We start from the raw sequence: 18,580 nt of genomic DNA, 5'->3' as shown, positions 1-18,580 counted from the left end.
GTGGAAGAGCATAGGAAGCGAGTTGAGAGAGTGAATTTGGAGGTATTAGTATGATTCAGATTATCCGAGCAGGAGCAGAGGATTTAGAAACCGTAATTGCAATTCAAAGAGCTAGCTTTAAGGCTGTCTATGAAAAATATCAAGATGAGTATGATCCTTATCTGGAGGACCGCGAACGAATCAAATGGAAACTAGTCGAGCGTCTTAATAGTTATTACTACTTTGTAAAAGAAAAGGACGAAATTATCGGTTTTTTACGAATTCAGACCAATGAAGAATTGACGGAGGCTTGGTTGGGAACGGCAGCGATTTTGCCTCAGCATCAAGGAAAAGGTTATGGTTCTGAGGGATTGAGATTGCTGGAAAAGGAATTTTCAACGATTAAACAGTGGGATTTGTGTACGGTATTACAGGATGCGGGGATGGTCGCCTTTTATGAGAAAAATGGCTACCGTCAAACCCATATCGAGCCTGAAAAAGAAGGTATGGATATGGTTTACATGAAAAAATGGATAGAGAAATAGAAAGGATGGTTCGGTTACATTTCTAAACTGAACCCGCCCTAAACAGTGTGCCAAAAAGATAAACTTCTCTTAGACCCAAGTGTCTTCAGAGAATTTTCTATTTTGGCTTTGTGTTTTACGGGCTTGGTATCTTAATGATGGAAACATGGCAAGAGTTAAAAGTTACAGTGAAGCGTGAGGGGGAGGAGCTGGTCTCTAATCTCTTGATTGAGCTAGGAGCGCAAGGTGTTGCGATTGAAGATAGTATGGACTATGTGGGGAATGTCGACCGTTTTGGTGAAATATTCCCTGAAGTCGAGCAGCAAGAAGAAATCGTGGTGACAGCCTATTATCCCGAAACGGTTGATGTAGCGGCAGTTGAGGCAGACTTGCAGGCACGTCTAGCAGAATTGATAGATTTTATGGACTTAGGAGAGGTCAAGATTGGCATGACTGCCTTGGCTGAGGAAGACTGGGCAGACAACTGGAAGAAATACTATGAGCCAGCCCGTATTACTCATGACTTGACCATCGTGCCGTCCTGGACAGACTATGAGGCGACAATGGGAGAAAAGATTATCAAGCTGGATCCTGGTATGGCTTTTGGGACTGGAACGCATCCAACGACCAAGATGAGCCTTTTCGCCTTGGAGCAGGTTCTTCGTGGTGGTGAAACGGTGCTGGATGTAGGAACTGGTTCAGGTGTCCTTTCTATTGCTAGCTCGCTTCTTGGTGCCAAAGAAATCTTCGCCTATGACCTGGATGATGTGGCGGTTCGTGTGGCTCAGGAAAATATTGAGCTCAACCCTGGTATGGAAAATATCCATGTTGCTGCTGGAGATTTGCTCAAGGGTGTAGAGATTGAGACAGATGTGATTGTAGCTAATATCTTGGCGGATATTCTCATTCATCTGACAGAGGATGCTTATCGCTTGGTCAAGGATGAAGGCTACCTCATCATGAGTGGGATTATCAAGGACAAGTGGGACATGGTACGAGAGTCAGCGGAGTCGGCAGGTTTCTTCCTTGAAACCCATATGATTCAAGGGGAATGGAATGCCTGTGTCTTTAAGAAGACCAAGGATATCTCTGGTGTGATTGGAGGCTAGCATGCAACAGTATTTTGTCAAAGGAAGTGCTTGCTCTCCTGTCACCATTGAGGACAAGGAAACCAGCAAGCACATGTTTCAGGTCATGCGCCTGAAAGAAGGTGATGAGGTTATTTTGGTCTTTGAGGATGGTATCAAGCGTTTGGCGCGCGTGTTGGATGTGGAAAATCATCAGTTTGAGTTGGTCGAAGAATTAGCTGATAATGTGGAACTACCAGTCCAAGTAACCATCGCATCAGGATTTCCCAAGGGAGACAAGCTCGAGTTCATCACTCAAAAAGTGACGGAACTTGGTGCCAGTCAAATCTGGGCCTTCCCTGCAGACTGGTCAGTTGCTAAGTGGGACGGCAAGAAACTAGGCAAAAAGGTTGAAAAACTGGAAAAAATCGCCCTTGGAGCAGCAGAACAAAGCAAGCGTAATATCGTCCCAAGTATCCAGCTCTTCGAGAAAAAAGCAGATTTTTTAGCTCAGCTTGACCAGTTTGACTCTATCATAGTAGCCTATGAAGAATCAGCAAAAGAAGGAGAAGTCGCTGCGCTCTTACAAGCGGTCTCTGGTCTTGAAAAAGGAGCTAAACTGCTCTTTATCTTTGGTCCAGAAGGTGGTCTGTCACCAGCAGAAATCGAAAGTTTTGAAACTAAAGGAGCTGTCTTGGCGGGACTTGGACCTCGGATTTTACGAGCAGAAACAGCACCACTTTACGCCTTATCAGCCCTCAGCGTATTATTAGAATTAGAGAAATAAGAGGAAGAAAATGGAACAAAAACACCGTTCAGAATTTCCAGAGAAGGAACTTTGGGATTTAACAGCCCTATACCAAGACCGTGAGGATTTCTTGCGTGCAATCGAGAAAGCTCGCGAAGACATCAACCAATTTAGCCGTGACTATAAGGGCAATCTTGACACTTTTGAGGATTTTGAAAAGGCCTTTGCGGAATTGGAACAAATCTATATCCAGATGAGCCATATCGGCAATTATGCTTTTATGCCTCAGACGACAGACTATAGCAATGAAGAATTTGCAAATATTGCCCAAGCTGGGATGGAATTTGAAACAGATGCCAGTGTAGCCTTGACTTTCTTTGACGATGCCTTGGTGGCAGCGGACGAGGAAGTCTTGGACCGTTTGGGTGAATTACCACATTTAACAGCTGCCATTCGTCAGGCAAAAATCAAAAAAGCCCACTATCTCGGGGCAGATGTAGAGAAGGCCTTGACCAATCTCGGTGAAGTTTTCTACAGTCCACAGGATATTTACACCAAGATGCGTGCTGGGGATTTTGAAATGGCTGACTTTGAAGCCCATGGTAAGACTTATAAAAACAGCTTTGTGACTTATGAGAATTTCTACCAAAACCACGAGGACGCTGAGGTTCGTGAGAAATCTTTTCGTTCTTTCTCAGAAGGACTCCGTAAGCACCAGAATACGGCTGCTGCAGCCTATCTAGCTCAGGTTAAGTCTGAAAAACTCTTGGCAGATATGAAGGGATATGACTCCGTCTTTGATTATCTTCTAGCTGAGCAAGAAGTGGATCGTGCTATGTTTGACCGCCAGATTGACCTCATCATGAAGGACTTTGCACCGGTCGCTCAGAGATACCTCAAGCATGTTGCCAAGGTCAATGGTCTTGAAAAGATGACTTTTGCAGACTGGAAGCTAGACTTGGATAGCGCTCTTAATCCTGAAGTGACTATTGATGACGCCTATGATTTGGTCATGAAGTCAGTAGAACCTTTGGGACAAGAATATTGTCAGGAAGTTACTCGCTATCAAGAAGAACGCTGGGTGGACTTCGCTGCCAATAGTGGCAAGGATTCTGGTGGTTATGCAACGGATCCATATCGTGTGCATCCTTATGTCCTCATGAGCTGGACAGGCCGTTTGAGCGATGTCTATACTTTGATTCATGAAATCGGGCATTCTGGTCAATTTATCTTTTCAGATAATCACCAAAGTTACTTCAATGCCCACATGTCTACTTACTATGTCGAAGCGCCATCAACCTTCAATGAATTGCTTCTTAGTGATTACTTGGAACACCAATCTGACGACCCACGTCAAAAACGCTTTGCCCTTGCCCACCGCTTGACAGATACCTACTTCCATAATTTCATCACCCACCTCTTGGAAGCAGCCTTCCAGCGTAAGGTGTATACACTGATTGAAGAAGGAGAGACCTTTGGGGCAAGCAAACTCAACAGCATTATGAAGGAAGTTCTGACGGATTTCTGGGGAGATGCCATTGAAATCGACGACGATGCGGCACTCACTTGGATGCGCCAAGCTCACTATTACATGGGCTTGTATAGCTACACCTACTCAGCTGGGCTTGTTATCTCGACTGCAGGTTATCTTCATCTGAAACATTCAGAAACTGGAGCTAGAGATTGGCTCGAGCTCCTCAAGTCAGGTGGCAGCAAGACACCGCTTGAGTCAGCAATGATTATCGGAGCGGATATCTCAACAGACAAACCACTCCGTGATACCATCCAATTCCTGTCTGATACAGTTGACCAGATTATCGCCTACAGTGCGGAGTTGGGGGAGTAAAGGACGGATTTAAGACATTTTAATGACAAGATGAATACACAAAAATCACCTGTTTGAGGTGATTTTTTTATGCTTTAAAGATTTATTCAAATTTTCCTTTATTGGCCTCGTTTGAAGCCTTCATGCTAATTTGTAAAAGGTTGGCGAGATTTTCATTATCAAGGCTAGCTTCACCATTATTATCCACTTTTATGGCAAGGTAATGGGTGTTACGATCAAGATAATCCATGCCCTCTAGGTCTACGTAGTTGTCAGCTTTAAAATCAAGCGCCGCTAATTGATAAACAAATCGAATATTTAGAGCTTTGCCATAGTCTGTTTCAAGAACCTTTTGTTGTTCTTCCACCAGTCCTTGAAAGAAGTCTTGGAAGTTATCATGATAAGTAGCCTTGACTTCGTATTGGTAGGTATCTACAGATGGGGACATAAATTTCAAATAAACCATGTCGCCCTCCACCTTATAGTCCTCAAGAGTATAGGCACCTGCTTTTCCTAATGCATTAGTGTTGACCTTGAAAAACATAGGTGCATAAATTTTGAGAGGATATTTTTCTCCTTTATATTCAAAGACGGTATCATTTGAAAAATTCGGACGGATTTTAGTTAACTCAGGGACTAAATATTCGTTCCAAATCTTATCAAATAACTCTTCTTGATTGCTAGCACCCGCTGATTTCACAACTAGGTCAAGATTTTCTTGATTGACGAAGACAGCATCCACTAATTTGAGGGCTGTTTGAACCTTAGGATCCGAAATTTCCTTTTTCTTTTTTTCAAGATTCTCAGCCACCTCTTTAGTGCGATCTAAAGTTTTATTAAATTGACTGCCACTGTTTGTTTCAACAAAGGTTCTCTCATAGTTGGTAGGTGCAACTTTGGCATTCCAGTCAAATGAAGCAGCAGGACCAGTTACATCTTTCTTATGGTAGGTTGCTGTCTCTGTATTTGTAGTACCTTCTGTATTGCTTGTAGCAGTGGTTGATGGTTTAGATGAACAGCCGACGAGGCCAAATGCTAAAATTGTTGCAGTGGTTAGAAAATAAACTCTAAACTTTTTTCTCACGGTAGTCTCCTTTTTCAAAAACGTTTATTGTATAGTATCAATTATACCATTCTCTTCATTTTTTTGTATGATTTATTAGAAAAAGCTTTTATTGATGACTGCATACTTTTAAGCAAGTATTTGAAAGCTTCCGACACTCTTGAAGGATAATCTCCAAAGGATTTTTATCAATTTTTACTTGTAATAGTCTTTAATAGAAATTCAGTGGGTTTTCAAGAAAATTTTCCAATCACTTTTCTTGAAACCCTTTCCTTCTTCTGATAGACTAATACATAGTTTGAAAAAAGGAGACTTATCATGAAAAAATTTGTTGCTGAATTAATCGGTACATTTATGCTTGTGTTCATCGGAACAGGAGCTGTTGTTTTTGGAAATGGTCTTGATGGCCTTGGACACCTTGAAATTGCTTTTGCCTTTGGTTTAGCAATTGTGGTTGCAGCTTACTCAATCGGAACTGTTTCAGGGGCTCACTTGAACCCAGCTGTTTCGATCGCTATGTTTGTAAACAAACGTTTGTCATCTTCAGAGCTTGTAAACTACATCCTTGGACAAGTAGTTGGAGCTTTCCTTGCGTCAGCTGCAGTATTCTTCCTCTTGTCTAACTCAGGAATGTCAACTGCAAGTCTTGGTGAAAATGCCTTGGCAAACGGTGTCACTGTCTTTGGTGGATTCTTGTTTGAAGTCATCGCAACCTTCTTGTTTGTCTTGGTTATCATGACTGTAACATCAGCAAGCAAGGGCAATGGTGCGATTGCTGGTTTGGTCATTGGTTTGTCATTGACAGCTTTGATCCTTGTGGGATTGAACATTACTGGACTCTCAGTTAACCCAGCTCGTAGCTTGGCACCTGCTGTCTTGGTAGGTGGCGCAGCTCTTCAACAAGTATGGATTTTCATCCTTGCGCCAATCGTTGGTGGCGTTCTTGCAGCTCTTGTTGCGAAAAACTTCCTTGGAACAGAAGAATAATTGAAATTCAAAAAGCCTTGCTCCTCATCTTGAGGAACAGGGCTTTTTCGTATCTGTTTATACTCAATGAAAATCAAAGAGCAAACTAGGAAACTAGCCACAGGTTGCTCAAAACATGGTTTTGAGGTTGTAGATGAAACTGACGAAGTCAGCTCAAAACACTGTTTTGAGGTTGTAGATGAAACTGACGAAGTCAGTAACCATGCATACGGCAAGGCGACGTTGACGCGGTTTGAAGAGATTTTCGAAGAGTATTAGCGGTTGTCAATTTTCTCTGGATAGAGGTCATGTTGGAAGAGGCGTTGTTCTGCCAAGCCTTCATACTTAGTTCCAGGTCTACCGTAGTTGTAGTAGGGATCGATTGAAATACCACCGCGCGGAGTGAATTTTCCCCAGACCTCTAAATAGCGAGGGTCTAGCAAGTTGACCAAGTCTTTTCCGATGGTGTTAATACAGTTTTCGTGGAAATCCCCATGATTTCGGTAGCTAAAGAGGTAGAGTTTGAGGGATTTTGACTCAACACAGAGCTTGTCAGGAATGTAGGAAATATAAATCGTCGCAAAGTCTGGCTGAGCAGTGATTGGGCACAGTGAGGTAAATTCAGGACAGTTGAATTTGATAAAATAGTCATTTTCCACATGACGATTGTCAAAAGACTCGAGGACTTCTGGTTGATAGTCAAAAATGTAGTTGGTTTCTTTATTGCCTAGTAGGCTTAGGTTTTTCATTTCTTCTTGTTGTGACATGATTTTTTCTTTCTAATTTTAAACACCACGTTGGTTGTCGTAGAGGAGGGTATGGAGTTGAGGAAGGACGCGGACATTGCCCCAGCTATCGTCAGCAGCGACGCGTTCCCAGAGTTCTTTGAGACGGTCCAGTTGGTCTTGGACAATATTACCTGTAGCCTTGGGCTCGGGATTTCCTGCTGATAAGAAGAGAACATCTGGTTGGTAGCGTTCTTGAATCCCTTTAGCAAAGGCCAAATCGGCATCATCAAAGACAGGGATTTTAAAGGTGACCTTGTCTGGGTCCAGTTGGGAAACGATAAAGTCCAAGGTCTCAAAGTTGACTTCCATCTTGGATGAAGGAGGCTTGGGACTCAGAGTGACCTGGTCGATGTCTTTTAACCAATTTTGCCAGCGGGAGCCTTGGGTCTCAACTGCCAGAGTGACACCACGTTCTTTGAGCTTGGTGACGAGTTGAGCCATGTTGGCTGCTAGGATAGCAGGATTTCCGCCAGATAGGGTAACGTAGTCGTAGCTTCCTAGCTTATCTAAGGCAGCAATGACTTCATCAGCGGTCATGCGAGTTGGCTTTTCAGAACCATCCCAAGTAAAGGCAGAGTCGCACCAGTCGCAGTGGTAGTCGCAACCAGCAGTGCGGACAAACATGGTTTTCTGCCCAATAGCACGGCCTTCACCTTGAAAGGTTGGGCCAAAAATTTCCAGAACTGGTAGTTTGAGGACACGTTCCCTAGTCATCTAACCACTCCCGTCTAAACTCCGCAAAGGCAGTCGGAGTTTCATAGAGGCGAACGTATTCCAAACGGAGACCGCGTTCGTCTGGCAACTCTTGACTCATGGTTTGGAAAATCCAGTAAACCATGTTTTCAGCAGTCGTGTTCATATAGGGCAGGGTTTCATTGAGATAGCGATGATCCAAGTGGGGCTCTAAGTAGTCCTTGTAGATAGCTTTGATGTCTCCGAAATCGTAGGTCATGCCACGTTCATCTAAAAATCCACTGACAGCAATCTGCAGATGGTAGGTGTGGCCGTGCAGGGACTTGCATTTTCCCTCATAGTGAAAGAGGTGGTGGGCAGCATCGAAAGTAAATTCTTTTGATACCATGGTTCTGTGAGGATTGTAGATAAGAGACTCCCCAGTTTCCTGTTTGATTTCTTTGGGTGCAAAAAACATTAGCCCTCTCCTTTCTGTGAGAGATAAACATCTAGTCCATGCTGACGTAGGTGGCAGGCTGGACAATCTCCACAGCCACTTCCGATAATTCCATTGTAGCAGGTCAAGGTCTTTTCACGAACATAGTCAAAGGCACCGAGTTGGTCGGCTAATTCCCAAGTTTCAGCCTTGTCTAGCCACATGAGAGGTGTTTGGATAACAAAGTCGTAATCCATGGCAAGGTTGAGGGTGACATTGAGAGATTTGACAAAGACATCCCGGCAGTCAGGGTAGCCTGAGAAATCTGTCTCGCAGACACCTGTCACTATATCATTAATACCTCGTTGCTTGGCAAGAACTGCCGCAAAGGAAAGAAAGAGGTGGTTGCGACCGTCAACGAAGGTATTGGGAACCTCTCCCTCTTTTTGCTCGATTTCCATATCAGAGGTCAGCGCATTTTCAGTGATTTGTCCCAGCAGAGACATATCTAAGATGTGATGACGAATGCCTTGTTCCTTAGCGATTTCTCTAGCAACTTGAATTTCGAGATGATGACGTTGGCCATAGGCAAAGGTGACAGCTTCGACTGTTTCATAGTGTTCTTTAGCCCAAAAGAGGCAGGTTGTGGAATCTTGACCGCCGCTAAAGACGACCAAGGCTGATTGACGTTTCATAGTACTCCTTCTAAAATGGGAAATGTTCAGAGCACGCAAAAAGCTCCCTTGAGGGGAGCTAAAAAATACCAAGTAGAGGTTTTTTTTAGCGATGGCATGTCCCAAACATCGTAATATTCTACATACAGTCTAGCATATTTTTTGAAAAATGGCAAAGGGCAAAAAAAGAGACCAAATGAATCCACTTGGTCTCTCGTTTGATTAGCTCAATTCAGCAACGATGGTCTTAATTTGTTCTGCTGTGTGTACTCCAGCAACTTGTTTAACGACTTGGCCGTCTTTTTTGAAGAGAAGGGTTGGGATAGACATGATTCCAAAGGCACGAGCTGTGTTTGGATTTTCATCAACGTCCATTTTAACGATTTTCAAGACATCTTCTGAAAGTTCTTCAGACAATTTATCCAAGATTGGACCTTGCATACGACATGGACCACACCAAGTTGCCCAGAAGTCTACCAAGACCAAACCGTCTTTTGTTTCTTGTTCAAATGTTGCATCTGTAATTGTTTTTGCCATTTTATTTCTCCTTTTTAATTATATTGGCTTAAATCTTGTTTCATGAGATAGAAGAAGACATCTCCATAAGTCCCATGGTAGTCCAAATCATGACCATTGTAGGTTAATTTTTGGACAGTGTAGTAATCCGCGATGCCGATAAGGCAAGCTTGTTGAGAACGTTCAAAGTCTTCGTAAGACTCGAAAGTCATGGTTCTCTCTTGCTTGCTGGCATCTAGATAGGTAATTTCGATCATATAAAACTCCTTTATTCGATCTTGACTTTATTGTACTCCTTGAAAAGAGGAATGTCAAGAAAAATGATTGCGCACGCAACTTTTTTTGAAAATCTGATTATGAAATGAAATCAAGACTCGTCTCCAATCTTTCTTCGACGGCTTTTTGCAGGTAAGCTAGAGTTGTTTGTCCCTCGTCAGTCAGGCAGATAAAGCTAGCCCGTCTATCCTGATCGCAACATCGGCGACTAAGCAAACCGCAGTTTTTCTCTTCCAAGCGAGCGACCATTCGAGAAACAGCGCTCGGGCTGAGATGGAGTTTATCTGGCAGGTCAATCTGTCGTAAAGATTTTTCATCAGCTAGATCCAGATAGTAGAGCAGGTAAAACTCTTTCAAGGTCAACCTTTGTTCACTCTGTTGGGCAATGGTTTCTTCTAACAAGGCTTCCATTTCCTTTTGACGGCGGTTGTAGTCAAACCACTTTTCCAAATAGGTCATTGCTTTCTCCTTTCTTTTCAAAGTAAAAATCACAAAGTCATTACTGACTGTCTTTGTAGCATAAGATGATTGCGCATGCAATGATTATACTACTTTTAGCTAATCCTTGCAAGAAAGAAAAATTTCGGTATTTCCTTGAAATTTCCTGAAAAAAGAGTAAACTGGTATGCAAGAATTCTATTTCAAGGAGTTTGAGATGAAGTTATATGTTCAATTAATGATTCTCTTTGTGATTTCTCTAATCGGTGAGGGAATCTCCAGTTTCTTTCATCTGCCCATCCCAGGCAGTATTATCGGTTTGATTATTCTTTTTCTAGCCCTGCAGTTCAAGTGGCTAAGAACCAGGCATGTCAACATGGTGGGGAATTTTCTGTTGGCTAATATGACCATTCTCTTTTTGCCGCCAGCAGTGGGTATCATGGAAAAGTTTGATGTGATTGCCCCCTATCTCTTGCCCATCGTCTTAATTGTCTTTTTTGCAGCTGTCATCAATATTATCCTCATCGCCCTAGTGGTTCAGTTTATCAAGCGACGGTTTGAGGGAGATTATGAGAAAGGAGAAGCCAAATGAGTGAATTTGTTTCCAATCCCCTGTTTGGGATTGCTCTGTCTATCCTAGCTTATCTAGTGGGAATGTTGATTTACAGGCGTTTCCCCCATCCATTGACAACGCCCTTGCTTTTGTCGGCAATTTTCATTATCATCCTTCTTAAGGCGACGGGTATTTCTTACCAAGATTACTACCAAGGTGGGGTTTATCTGAACAACTTGATTGTCCCATCGACCGTGGCTTTAGGGATTCCGCTTTATAAGAGTTTTCACTTGATGAAGCACCATGCTCGGAGTATTCTCTTTGGTAGTCTGCTAGCAGTAGTTGTTAATACTAGTTTCACTGCTATAGTAGCGAAAATATTTGGTATGGACTTTTTCCTGGCCATTTCTCTCTTTCCCAAGTCAGTGACAACCGCCATGGCAGTGGGGATCACAGAAAAATTGCAAGGCTTGACGACTGTGACCTTGGTTGTCGTAGTGGCGACTGGGATTTTAACCAGTGTTATCGGACCAACACTTTTAAAGTGGTTGAAGATTGACGATCCAGTAGCTGTTGGACTCTCCCTTGGAGGGACAGGTCATGCTGTCGGAACGGGAACGGCCTTTCGATACGGCTCTGTAGCAGGCGCCATGGGTGGCTTGGCTATCGGTGTCACCGGTATTCTCTACGTCTTTGTCAGTCCCATTGTAGCCAGTTTGATATTGAGTTAAAGCAAAACCCAGCTCTTGTAAGCTGGGCGTTTTTTATTGCAAGTTAACCTTATTTTTCAAGATATAGTAGGTTCCGAGGTAGTAGATAATTGCTAGAATGAAATCTTTGAGGATATCAGCGCTGATTAGGAGGTTAAAATCATAATCCATTCGGAAGAAGATAGAAATATAGCCAATCACGATGTTAATCACGATATAGGCTAAAATTCCCATAGCGGTACGATACTCGTTAAATAGTTGACCAATTGAGATGCAAAGGTAAATAGATAAAATCCAAGTAATTGAACCCACCAGAAGAGAGAGGGCATAGAGCCAACCGTAGCCGAGATAAGGAGAGATAAATCGATAGAGGAGTGGCAAATCTTTCACTACAGGGGTGAGTGAGAAGATAATAATGATACTCAAGATAAATACAATATAGCTTATGATTGACCAAATGAGAGCACCCAGTAATTTGGCGGTGATGATTTGGTGTTCAGAGACGGGCAGAGTCAATGTCAGATAGCCCTGACGATCGTAGACACTTCCCTTGAAGCGTCGAACGATTAGAAAGATCGTCGCGATCCAGAGAGTAACGCTGAGCCCACCAAAAACTAAGATCAGAAAGCCTAACAGATAGTAGGGATCATTACCATAGCTAGTGTAGGTCTGACTAATACCAGAAATGGATGCACCAATCAAAACCGAAATTGCAAGCACAGCACCGTAGAGAGCTAGATACCATTTGTTAACATTTTTAAATTCATAACGAACTAAATTCCAAAACATAATAATCTCCTTTGTCTAAGCCTTGAACTCTTGGCGGAAGAGCTGGTCAATCGACTCACCCGACTCGTAACGAATATCATCTACATTTCCTTGACGGACAACTTTTCCGTTATTTAGGAAGATGATTTCATCCAAGATCGGCTCAATATCTGAAATCAAGTGGGTAGAAATCAAAACAGTTGAAGTTGGTGAGTAGTTGTTGATGATGGTGTTCAAGATATAGTCACGGGCAGCCGGGTCCACACCACCAATTGGTTCGTCGAGAACGTAGAGACGAGCTTCACGGCTCATAACGAGGATTAATTGAACCTTTTCCTTGTTCCCTTTCGACAATTTCTTGAGACGACTATTTTCATCAATGCCAAGATCTGCTAAAAGATGCTGAGCCCGCTCAAGATTGAAATCTTGATAGAAGGTTTTAAAATAGGTTAGAGCATCCTTGACCTTCATCTCTTCATTCAGATAAGTCGTGTCCGGAAGATAAGAAACGATAGCCTTGGTGGACGGACTCGGGTCCATGTTGTTAATGAGGACACGTCCGTTGTCTGGCTGGAGAAGTCCGTTGATCAGCTTGATCAGGGTTGTTTTTCCAGATCCGTTTGGACCGAGAAGCCCGACGATTTTTCCAGCGGGAATCTCAAGGGAAACATTGTTAAGGGCTGCTGTAGCCCCATAGGATTTGGATACATTTTCAAATGCTAGTAATGTCATAATTTTACACTCCTTTGATGTATTCGCTAAGCACACTTGGCAGTTCTTCTTTTTGATATCCGAATTGAAGCATGCCCGTTACAAAGTTTTTCAGTTGCTCCTCAGAAAGCTGTTTGCGGGACTGAACGATGAGATCTAAGTTCTCAGTGACAAAACGACCAGTAGTCCTCTTGCTATAAACGAAGCCCTCGCGCTCAAGGTCAGACAAGGCGCGCTGAATGGTGTTGGGATTGACCCCAGCCTCGCTCGCTAGTTCCCTTACGGTTGGGAGCTGTTGGTTGGGTTCCAGTTCATGGGAAACAATCTGTAATTTGATTTTTTCCATAATCTGCAAATAAATGGGTTTTGTATTATCAAATGACCAGGACATCATAGTCTCCTTTCTTTTTCTTTGTTGTTCTAATTAAATAATACAATAAAACAAAAAACTTGTCAAGTAAAAATAAGAATTGTTTTGGGAATTGCTCAAAAAATGGTATAATGAAAAGAAAACGACAAGGAGGGAAATGCATGCGTTGTCCAAAATGTGGGGCTACCAAGTCTAGTGTTGTTGATAGTCGACAAGCCGAAGAAGGAAATACCATCCGCCGAAGACGTGAGTGCGACGAGTGTCAGCATCGTTTTACAACCTATGAACGAGTAGAAGAACGAACGCTGGTTGTCGTCAAAAAAGACGGCACACGAGAACAGTTTTCGAGAGATAAAATCTTTAATGGGATTATTCGCTCAGCCCAGAAGCGTCCTGTGTCAAGTGATGAAATCGGCATGGTGGTCAATCGTATCGAGCAAAAACTCCGTAGTCGCAGTGAGAATGAGATCCAAAGTGAATATATTGGAGCCTTAGTCATGGAAGAATTGGCAGAACTAGATGAGATTACCTATGTTCGTTTTGCCAGTGTTTACCGTAGTTTTAAGGATGTGAGTGAGTTGGAGAGTCTGCTCCAGCAGATCACCCAGTCCTCTAAGAAGAAAAAGGAAAAATAGATGAAGCCAAATGACCGTTTTTCTTTTCTAAAGAATAATCGGGTGTCGCAAGATACCTCTTCCCTGGTGCAGTGCTACCTCCCGATTATCGGTCAGGAGGCGCTGAGCCTCTATCTATATGCCATTACCTTTTGGGATGGAGGGCAAAAGGAACACCTTTTTGCAAACATTCTTAATCATTTGAATTTCGGGATGAATACGCTCCTCCAGTCTTTTAAAATCTTATCTGCCTTAGATCTGTTGACTCTTTACCAGAAGGGGGAAGTCTATGAATTGCAGCTTCATTCTCCCCTCTCCAGTCAGGATTTTTTAAGTCATTCTGTCTATAGCAGATTATTAGAGAGAAAGATTGGGGATACAGCTGTTTTTGCTATGAAACAGGCTCCAAGTGAGGGAGAAGAACTCTCTGTTTCCTTGAGCCAAATCTTTCCAAATCTGACTGAAGAAGTGACTACAATCGAGTCAAAAAGCAAGTTAAAAAATGATTTTGACTTGGAGCATTTTCAGCAGCTGATGGCTCGAGATGGCCTGCGTTTTGAAAATGAGCAGGCGGATGTTCTGGAATTGTTTGCCATTGCAGATGAAAAAAAATGGACCTGGTTTGAAACCTATCAACTAGCCAAAGCGACAGCTGTGGCTCAGGTTATTTCAGTCAAACGCATGCGTGAAAAGATTGCGCAAAAGCATGTGTCTTCGGACTTTAGCTCCAAAGAAATGACCATTATCAGGGAAGCCAAAAATAAAACTCCCCTGCACTTTTTAGCGGAAATCAAGCAAACGCGTAAGGGAAACATCACCCAAAGTGAAAGAGAACTCCTTCACCAGATGGCATCTTTAGGTTTGTTGGACGAAGTCATCAATATCGTCTTACTTTTAACCTTTAACAAGGTTGATTCGGCTAATGTCAATGAAAAATATGCCATGAAAGTTGCCAACGACTATGCCTATCGCAAAATTCGGACAGCAGAGGAAGCCGTGCTTCGGATTCGAGAACGTCAGCAAAAAAGCCATGAAGACCAGAAATCGAAAACTAGCTCGACTAAGACAAATGTTCCTAAGTGGAGTAATCCAGAATACAAAAATCAAACCAGCGAGGAAACTCGTCTGGAACTAGAACGCAAAAAACAAGAAATGTTAGCCCGATTAGAAGAAGGAGGAGACTAGATGGAAAGTGTGGGTGACGTAATCAAACGTCAGACAAGTCGTTTTCAGTATCAGGACCTAGTCCAGCAGATCATGAAGGACCCAGATGTAGCGGCTTTTATCCAGAAAGAATCCCTCAGCCAAGAGGAGTTAAATCGTAGTATCTCCAAGTTCAACCAATATATCACAGAACGGGACAAGTTTCTTCGTGGGGATGCGGACTATATAGCGCGTGGCTACAAGCCAATCTTGGTCATGAATCACGGCTACGCGGATGTGTCTTATGAAGAAACGCCCGAACTAATCGCGGCTGAAAAAGAGGCAGCTATAAAGAATCGTCTCAAGTTGATCAATCTACCAGCAAGTCTCAAGAAAGCGAAGTTGGCTCAGATTGACCTGGATGATCTAGGTCGTTTGCCGATTTTTGAAAGACTCTATGCCTTTGTTGACCTTTACCCTAGTATCCGAAAAGGCCTCTATCTTTATGGAGATTTTGGTGTTGGTAAGAGTTTCATGATGGCGGCCTTAGCTCACGACCTATCTGAAAAACGTGGGGCATCAACGACTATTCTCCACTATCCAAGTTTTGTCATTGATGTGAAAAATGCCATCGGTGAAGGATCTGTGAAGACCTTGGTGGATGACATCAAGTTAGCAGAAGTCTTGGTCTTGGATGATATTGGCGCAGAGCAGTCGACTCCTTGGGTACGTGATGAGATTCTCCAAGTCATTCTCCAGTACCGCATGCAGGAAGATTTGCCGACCTTCTTTACTTCCAACTTTAATTTCCAAGATTTGGAAAAACATTTTGCCAAAGGAAAGAATGGAAATGATGAGACTTGGGAAGCTAGACGGGTTATGGAACGAATCCGTTATTTGGCTGAGGAAACGAGACTAGAAGGAGAAAATCGCCGATGACAGAAACCATTAAACTGATGAAAGCTCATACTTCAGTTCGTCGCTTTAAGGAGCAAGAGATTCCTCAAGCAGACTTGGACGAGATTTTGACTGCTGGACAAATGGCGTCATCTTGGAAAAATTTCCAATCCTACTCTGTGATTCTTGTGCGCAGTCAAGAGAAGAAGGATGCCTTATATGAATTGGTTCCTCAGGAAGCCATTCGCCAGTCAGCTGCTTTCTTGCTTTTTGTCGGTGACTTGAACAGAGCTGAAAAGGGAGCAAGCCTTCATACGGACACTTTCCAACCCCAAGGAGTGGAAGGTCTCCTCATCACGTCTGTGGACGCTGCGCTTGCTGGGCAAAATACCTTGCTTGCGGCTGAGAGTCTGGGATATGGTGGTGTGATTATCGGTTTAGTCCGTTACAAGTCAGAAGAAGTGGCAGCGCTTTTTAACTTGCCTGACTATACCTACCCTGTTTTTGGGATTGCCCTTGGTGTGCCAAACCAACAACATGAGGTCAAACCAAGACTGCCTTTGAAACAAGTGGTTTTTGAGGAAGAATACCAAGAACAGCCAGTTGAAGCGATTTTGGACTATGACCAAGTACAGGCAGACTATGCTGGTGCGCGTGCGACGACTTCTTGGAGTCAGCGTTTGGCAGAGCAGTTCGGTCAAGCCGAACCTCGTTCAACTCGGAAGAATCTAGAACAGAAAAAGTTATTGTAGAAAGTGAGAAAACATGGTCTTACCAACTATTGCCATTGTGGGACGTCCCAATGTTGGGAAATCAACCCTATTTAATCGGATCGCTGGTGAGCGGATCTCAATCGTAGAAGATGTCGAGGGTGTGACACGTGACCGTATCTATGCAACGGGTGAGTGGCTCAATCGTTCCTTTAGTATGATTGATACTGGAGGGATTGACGACGTCGATGCTCCCTTCATGGAGCAAATCAAGCACCAGGCAGAAATTGCTATGGAAGAAGCCGATGTCATCGTCTTTGTGGTGTCTGGGAAAGAAGGAATTACGGATGCAGATGAGTACGTAGCTCGTAAACTTTATAAGACCCATAAACCTGTTATCCTTGCCGTTAACAAGGTTGACAACCCTGAGATGCGAAATGATATCTTTGATTTCTATGCGCTAGGCTTGGGTGAACCGCTGCCAATTTCGTCTGTCCACGGTATTGGTACAGGGGATGTGTTAGACGCCATCGTCGAAAATCTACCACACGAAGTCGAAGAAGAAAATCCAGACGTGATTAAATTTAGCTTGATTGGCCGTCCTAACGTTGGAAAATCTAGCTTGATCAACGCTATTTTGGGAGAAGACCGCGTGATTGCCAGTCCAGTAGCTGGAACAACGCGTGATGCCATTGATACCCACTTTACAGATGCGGATGGCCAAGAGTTTACCATGATTGATACAGCTGGTATGCGTAAGTCTGGTAAAGTCTATGAAAATACGGAGAAATATTCTGTCATGCGAGCTATGCGTGCCATTGACCGTTCTGACGTGGTCTTGATGGTCCTCAATGCCGAAGAAGGTATCCGTGAGTACGACAAGCGTATCGCAGGTTTTGCCCACGAAGCGGGTAAAGGAATGATCATCGTGGTCAACAAGTGGGATACACTAGAAAAAGACAACCACACCATGAAAAACTGGGAAGAGGATATCCGTGAGCAGTTCCAATATCTACCTTACGCACCGATTGTCTTTGTATCCGCTCTTACCAAGCAACGACTCCACAAACTGCCTGAGATGATCAAGCAAATCAGTGAAAGTCAAAATACACGTATTCCGTCTGCGGTGCTCAACGATGTCATCATGGATGCCATTGCTATCAATCCAACACCGACAGATAAAGGAAAACGACTCAAGATCTTCTACGCGACCCAAGTGGCAACCAAGCCACCAACCTTTGTCATCTTTGTCAACGAAGAAGAACTCATGCACTTCTCTTACCTGCGTTTCTTGGAAAATCAAATCCGCAAGGCCTTTGTCTTTGAAGGAACACCGATTCACTTGATTGCAAGAAAGCGGAAATAAACGGCTCTTTGTCAACTGTAGTGGGTTGAAGTCAGCTAAGATCGAGAAAGGACGAATTTCGTCCTTTCTTTTTTGATGTTGAGAGCGATGAAAATCCTTTTTTTGAAGTTTTCAAAGTTCCGAAAACCAAAGGCATTTCGTTTAATGAGTTTAATAAGATTATTCGTTGCTTCCAATTTGGCGTTGGAATAGGGTAATTGGAGAGTGTTGACGATCTTTTCTTTATCCTTGAGGAAGGTTTTAAAGACAGTCTGAAAAAGAGGATGAACCTGCTTCAGATTGTCCTCAATAAGTCCGAAAAATTTCTCGGGTTCCTTGTTCTGAAAGTGAAAAAGCAGGAGCTGATAGACATTGTAGTGGTGTTTCAAGTCTTCTGAATAGCTTAATAGTTTGTCTAGAATTTCTTTATTCGTCAAGTGTATACGAAAAGTAGGGCGATAAAATCGCTTATTGCTGAGTTTACGACTATCTTGTTGGATGAGCTTCCAGTAACGTTTGATAGCCTTATATTCATGAGATTTTCGCTCAAACTGATTCATAATTTGGACACGAACACGATTCATAGCACGGCTTAAGTGTTGGAGTAAAACAGTCCACTGAACTGTTTTAGCTTGAGTTTAGAAATTCGAAAGCGAAGTCGTTTGGCCAAGTCATAGTAAGGGCTAAACAAATCCATTGTAATGATTTTCACTTGACAACGAACAGCTCGATCGTATCGAAGAAAGTGATTTCTTATGATAGCTTGTGTTCTACCCTCAAGGACAGC

Annotated in this window: 24 protein-coding genes and 1 pseudogene; 13 read left to right on the top strand and 12 right to left on the bottom strand. The window is 43.0% G+C overall.

Features of this window, described 5'->3' with window-relative positions:
- Positions 1-50: 50 nt before the first annotated feature.
- From B7708_RS01440 to pepF, 4 genes are all read left to right on the top strand, one after another.
- A complete protein-coding gene (locus B7708_RS01440) occupies positions 51-524 on the top strand; it encodes a GNAT family N-acetyltransferase (protein WP_084973227.1) in 474 nt (157 codons plus the stop codon).
- 137 nt (positions 525-661) lie between these two features.
- The gene (prmA, locus tag B7708_RS01435; protein WP_142358253.1) at positions 662-1,612 is read left to right on the top strand and encodes a 50S ribosomal protein L11 methyltransferase; all 951 of its coding nucleotides are present in this window, start codon (positions 662-664) and stop codon (positions 1,610-1,612) included.
- 1 nt (position 1,613) lies between these two features.
- Entirely contained in the window at positions 1,614-2,357 is a 744-nt protein-coding gene (locus B7708_RS01430; RefSeq protein ID WP_084973223.1) for a 16S rRNA (uracil(1498)-N(3))-methyltransferase, read from the top strand.
- Between the two features lie 10 nt (positions 2,358-2,367).
- Complete coding sequence (gene pepF / locus B7708_RS01425) at positions 2,368-4,164, top strand: oligoendopeptidase F (RefSeq protein WP_084973221.1); 1,797 nt, start codon at positions 2,368-2,370, stop codon at positions 4,162-4,164.
- Positions 4,165-4,246: 82 nt separating this feature from the next.
- Here the strand turns inward: pepF and B7708_RS01420 are convergent, their stop codons facing one another.
- A complete protein-coding gene (locus B7708_RS01420; protein WP_084973219.1) occupies positions 4,247-5,227 on the bottom strand; it encodes a hypothetical protein in 981 nt (326 codons plus the stop codon).
- A 297-nt stretch (positions 5,228-5,524) separates the two neighbouring features.
- On the opposite strand from B7708_RS01420, the gene B7708_RS01415 reads away from it, so the two are divergent.
- Together B7708_RS01415 and B7708_RS09995 are read left to right on the top strand one after the other, a co-directional pair.
- Entirely contained in the window at positions 5,525-6,193 is a 669-nt protein-coding gene (locus tag B7708_RS01415; RefSeq protein ID WP_084973217.1) for an MIP/aquaporin family protein, read from the top strand.
- Between the two features lie 66 nt (positions 6,194-6,259).
- On the top strand, positions 6,260-6,451 hold the full coding sequence (locus B7708_RS09995; RefSeq protein WP_084973215.1) for a hypothetical protein: 192 nt from the start codon (positions 6,260-6,262) through the stop codon (positions 6,449-6,451).
- Here the strand turns inward: B7708_RS09995 and queF are convergent.
- The 7 genes from queF to B7708_RS01375 form a co-directional block, all read right to left on the bottom strand.
- Entirely contained in the window at positions 6,448-6,939 is a 492-nt protein-coding gene (queF, locus tag B7708_RS01405; protein ID WP_000082582.1) for a preQ(1) synthase, read from the bottom strand. The genes B7708_RS09995 and queF overlap by 4 nt on opposite strands.
- A gap of 18 nt (positions 6,940-6,957) precedes the next feature.
- Positions 6,958-7,674 carry a 7-carboxy-7-deazaguanine synthase QueE gene (gene queE, locus B7708_RS01400; protein ID WP_061413392.1) on the bottom strand — a complete coding sequence of 239 codons (717 nt, stop codon included), beginning with the start codon at positions 7,672-7,674 and terminating at the stop codon, positions 6,958-6,960.
- Positions 7,667-8,110 carry a 6-carboxytetrahydropterin synthase QueD gene (gene queD / locus B7708_RS01395; RefSeq protein WP_084973213.1) on the bottom strand — a complete coding sequence of 148 codons (444 nt, stop codon included), beginning with the start codon at positions 8,108-8,110 and terminating at the stop codon, positions 7,667-7,669. Before queD ends, queE begins: the two co-directional genes overlap by 8 nt.
- Positions 8,110-8,763: a 7-cyano-7-deazaguanine synthase QueC gene (gene queC, locus B7708_RS01390; RefSeq protein ID WP_084973211.1), complete on the bottom strand. Its 654-nt coding sequence runs from the start codon at positions 8,761-8,763 to the stop codon at positions 8,110-8,112. Before queC ends, queD begins: the two co-directional genes overlap by 1 nt.
- A 201-nt stretch (positions 8,764-8,964) precedes the next feature.
- On the bottom strand, positions 8,965-9,279 hold the full coding sequence (gene trxA, locus B7708_RS01385) for a thioredoxin (RefSeq protein ID WP_084973209.1): 315 nt from the start codon (positions 9,277-9,279) through the stop codon (positions 8,965-8,967).
- Positions 9,280-9,293: 14 nt separating this feature from the next.
- The gene (locus B7708_RS01380; RefSeq protein WP_084973207.1) at positions 9,294-9,515 is read right to left on the bottom strand and encodes a DUF4649 family protein; all 222 of its coding nucleotides are present in this window, start codon (positions 9,513-9,515) and stop codon (positions 9,294-9,296) included.
- Between the two features lie 97 nt (positions 9,516-9,612).
- Entirely contained in the window at positions 9,613-9,993 is a 381-nt protein-coding gene (locus tag B7708_RS01375) for a MarR family winged helix-turn-helix transcriptional regulator (protein ID WP_042768552.1), read from the bottom strand.
- Positions 9,994-10,189: 196 nt separating this feature from the next.
- Between B7708_RS01375 and B7708_RS01370 the strand changes: the two genes are divergently transcribed.
- Positions 10,190-10,564: a CidA/LrgA family protein gene (locus B7708_RS01370; RefSeq protein ID WP_061452895.1), complete on the top strand. Its 375-nt coding sequence runs from the start codon at positions 10,190-10,192 to the stop codon at positions 10,562-10,564.
- Positions 10,561-11,256, top strand: a complete 696-nt coding sequence (locus B7708_RS01365; RefSeq protein ID WP_001288938.1) for an LrgB family protein — start codon at positions 10,561-10,563, stop codon at positions 11,254-11,256. The genes B7708_RS01370 and B7708_RS01365 overlap by 4 nt, the downstream gene beginning before the upstream one ends.
- A gap of 33 nt (positions 11,257-11,289) precedes the next feature.
- Here the strand turns inward: B7708_RS01365 and B7708_RS01360 are convergent, their stop codons facing one another.
- From B7708_RS01360 to B7708_RS01350, 3 genes are read right to left on the bottom strand one after another with little or no spacing between them, the layout of a single operon-like run.
- The gene (locus tag B7708_RS01360; protein ID WP_084973205.1) at positions 11,290-12,024 is read right to left on the bottom strand and encodes a hypothetical protein; all 735 of its coding nucleotides are present in this window, start codon (positions 12,022-12,024) and stop codon (positions 11,290-11,292) included.
- A gap of 15 nt (positions 12,025-12,039) precedes the next feature.
- Entirely contained in the window at positions 12,040-12,735 is a 696-nt protein-coding gene (locus B7708_RS01355; RefSeq protein ID WP_084973203.1) for an ABC transporter ATP-binding protein, read from the bottom strand.
- Between the two features lie 4 nt (positions 12,736-12,739).
- Positions 12,740-13,105, bottom strand: a complete 366-nt coding sequence (locus B7708_RS01350; protein WP_084973201.1) for a GntR family transcriptional regulator — start codon at positions 13,103-13,105, stop codon at positions 12,740-12,742.
- A gap of 140 nt (positions 13,106-13,245) precedes the next feature.
- Here B7708_RS01350 and nrdR point away from each other — a divergent pair, with 140 nt between their 5' ends.
- Genes nrdR through der form a run of 5 tightly spaced genes read left to right on the top strand, consistent with a single transcriptional unit; the run spans position 13,246 to position 17,814 of the window.
- On the top strand, positions 13,246-13,719 hold the full coding sequence (nrdR, locus tag B7708_RS01345; protein ID WP_061413408.1) for a transcriptional regulator NrdR: 474 nt from the start codon (positions 13,246-13,248) through the stop codon (positions 13,717-13,719).
- On the top strand, positions 13,720-14,883 hold the full coding sequence (locus tag B7708_RS01340) for a DnaD domain protein (protein WP_084973199.1): 1,164 nt from the start codon (positions 13,720-13,722) through the stop codon (positions 14,881-14,883).
- Positions 14,884-15,780 carry a primosomal protein DnaI gene (gene dnaI, locus B7708_RS01335; RefSeq protein WP_033584372.1) on the top strand — a complete coding sequence of 299 codons (897 nt, stop codon included), beginning with the start codon at positions 14,884-14,886 and terminating at the stop codon, positions 15,778-15,780.
- A complete protein-coding gene (locus B7708_RS01330; protein WP_084973197.1) occupies positions 15,777-16,490 on the top strand; it encodes an NADPH-dependent oxidoreductase in 714 nt (237 codons plus the stop codon). Before dnaI ends, B7708_RS01330 begins: the two co-directional genes overlap by 4 nt.
- A 13-nt stretch (positions 16,491-16,503) precedes the next feature.
- On the top strand, positions 16,504-17,814 hold the full coding sequence (der, locus tag B7708_RS01325; RefSeq protein ID WP_084973195.1) for a ribosome biogenesis GTPase Der: 1,311 nt from the start codon (positions 16,504-16,506) through the stop codon (positions 17,812-17,814).
- A 35-nt stretch (positions 17,815-17,849) separates the two neighbouring features.
- On the opposite strand, the pseudogene B7708_RS09905 reads toward der, so the two are convergent.
- A pseudogene (locus tag B7708_RS09905) lies at positions 17,850-18,580 on the bottom strand (transposase); the annotation flags it as partial.

This window comes from Streptococcus oralis subsp. dentisani (assembly GCF_002096615.1).
In the GTDB taxonomy this organism is placed as follows: Bacteria; Bacillota; Bacilli; order Lactobacillales; family Streptococcaceae; genus Streptococcus; species Streptococcus oralis_U.
The sequence above is the reverse complement of the archived record's forward strand: the minus strand, read 5'-3'. Positions and strand labels throughout refer to the sequence as shown.

What these genes read in the sequence shown, in the direction of transcription:
- queF (WP_000082582.1), bottom strand. Translation starts at nt 6,939, where the DNA reads ATGTCACAACAAGAAGAAATGAAAAACCTAAGCCTACTAGGCAATAAA.
- queE (WP_061413392.1), bottom strand. Translation starts at nt 7,674, where the DNA reads ATGACTAGGGAACGTGTCCTCAAACTACCAGTTCTGGAAATTTTTGGC.
- B7708_RS01375 (WP_042768552.1), bottom strand. Translation starts at nt 9,993, where the DNA reads ATGACCTATTTGGAAAAGTGGTTTGACTACAACCGCCGTCAAAAGGAA.
- queC (WP_084973211.1), bottom strand. Translation starts at nt 8,763, where the DNA reads ATGAAACGTCAATCAGCCTTGGTCGTCTTTAGCGGCGGTCAAGATTCC.
- trxA (WP_084973209.1), bottom strand. Translation starts at nt 9,279, where the DNA reads ATGGCAAAAACAATTACAGATGCAACATTTGAACAAGAAACAAAAGAC.
- B7708_RS01430 (WP_084973223.1), top strand. Translation starts at nt 1,614, where the DNA reads ATGCAACAGTATTTTGTCAAAGGAAGTGCTTGCTCTCCTGTCACCATT.
- pepF (WP_084973221.1), top strand. Translation starts at nt 2,368, where the DNA reads ATGGAACAAAAACACCGTTCAGAATTTCCAGAGAAGGAACTTTGGGAT.
- B7708_RS01370 (WP_061452895.1), top strand. Translation starts at nt 10,190, where the DNA reads ATGAAGTTATATGTTCAATTAATGATTCTCTTTGTGATTTCTCTAATC.
- B7708_RS01360 (WP_084973205.1), bottom strand. Translation starts at nt 12,024, where the DNA reads ATGTTTTGGAATTTAGTTCGTTATGAATTTAAAAATGTTAACAAATGG.
- prmA (WP_142358253.1), top strand. Translation starts at nt 662, where the DNA reads ATGGAAACATGGCAAGAGTTAAAAGTTACAGTGAAGCGTGAGGGGGAG.
- B7708_RS09995 (WP_084973215.1), top strand. Translation starts at nt 6,260, where the DNA reads ATGAAAATCAAAGAGCAAACTAGGAAACTAGCCACAGGTTGCTCAAAA.
- B7708_RS01440 (WP_084973227.1), top strand. Translation starts at nt 51, where the DNA reads ATGATTCAGATTATCCGAGCAGGAGCAGAGGATTTAGAAACCGTAATT.
- B7708_RS01340 (WP_084973199.1), top strand. Translation starts at nt 13,720, where the DNA reads ATGAAGCCAAATGACCGTTTTTCTTTTCTAAAGAATAATCGGGTGTCG.
- B7708_RS01365 (WP_001288938.1), top strand. Translation starts at nt 10,561, where the DNA reads ATGAGTGAATTTGTTTCCAATCCCCTGTTTGGGATTGCTCTGTCTATC.
- B7708_RS01350 (WP_084973201.1), bottom strand. Translation starts at nt 13,105, where the DNA reads ATGTCCTGGTCATTTGATAATACAAAACCCATTTATTTGCAGATTATG.
- B7708_RS01415 (WP_084973217.1), top strand. Translation starts at nt 5,525, where the DNA reads ATGAAAAAATTTGTTGCTGAATTAATCGGTACATTTATGCTTGTGTTC.
- der (WP_084973195.1), top strand. Translation starts at nt 16,504, where the DNA reads ATGGTCTTACCAACTATTGCCATTGTGGGACGTCCCAATGTTGGGAAA.
- B7708_RS01355 (WP_084973203.1), bottom strand. Translation starts at nt 12,735, where the DNA reads ATGACATTACTAGCATTTGAAAATGTATCCAAATCCTATGGGGCTACA.
- dnaI (WP_033584372.1), top strand. Translation starts at nt 14,884, where the DNA reads ATGGAAAGTGTGGGTGACGTAATCAAACGTCAGACAAGTCGTTTTCAG.
- queD (WP_084973213.1), bottom strand. Translation starts at nt 8,110, where the DNA reads ATGTTTTTTGCACCCAAAGAAATCAAACAGGAAACTGGGGAGTCTCTT.
- nrdR (WP_061413408.1), top strand. Translation starts at nt 13,246, where the DNA reads ATGCGTTGTCCAAAATGTGGGGCTACCAAGTCTAGTGTTGTTGATAGT.
- B7708_RS01380 (WP_084973207.1), bottom strand. Translation starts at nt 9,515, where the DNA reads ATGATCGAAATTACCTATCTAGATGCCAGCAAGCAAGAGAGAACCATG.
- B7708_RS01330 (WP_084973197.1), top strand. Translation starts at nt 15,777, where the DNA reads ATGACAGAAACCATTAAACTGATGAAAGCTCATACTTCAGTTCGTCGC.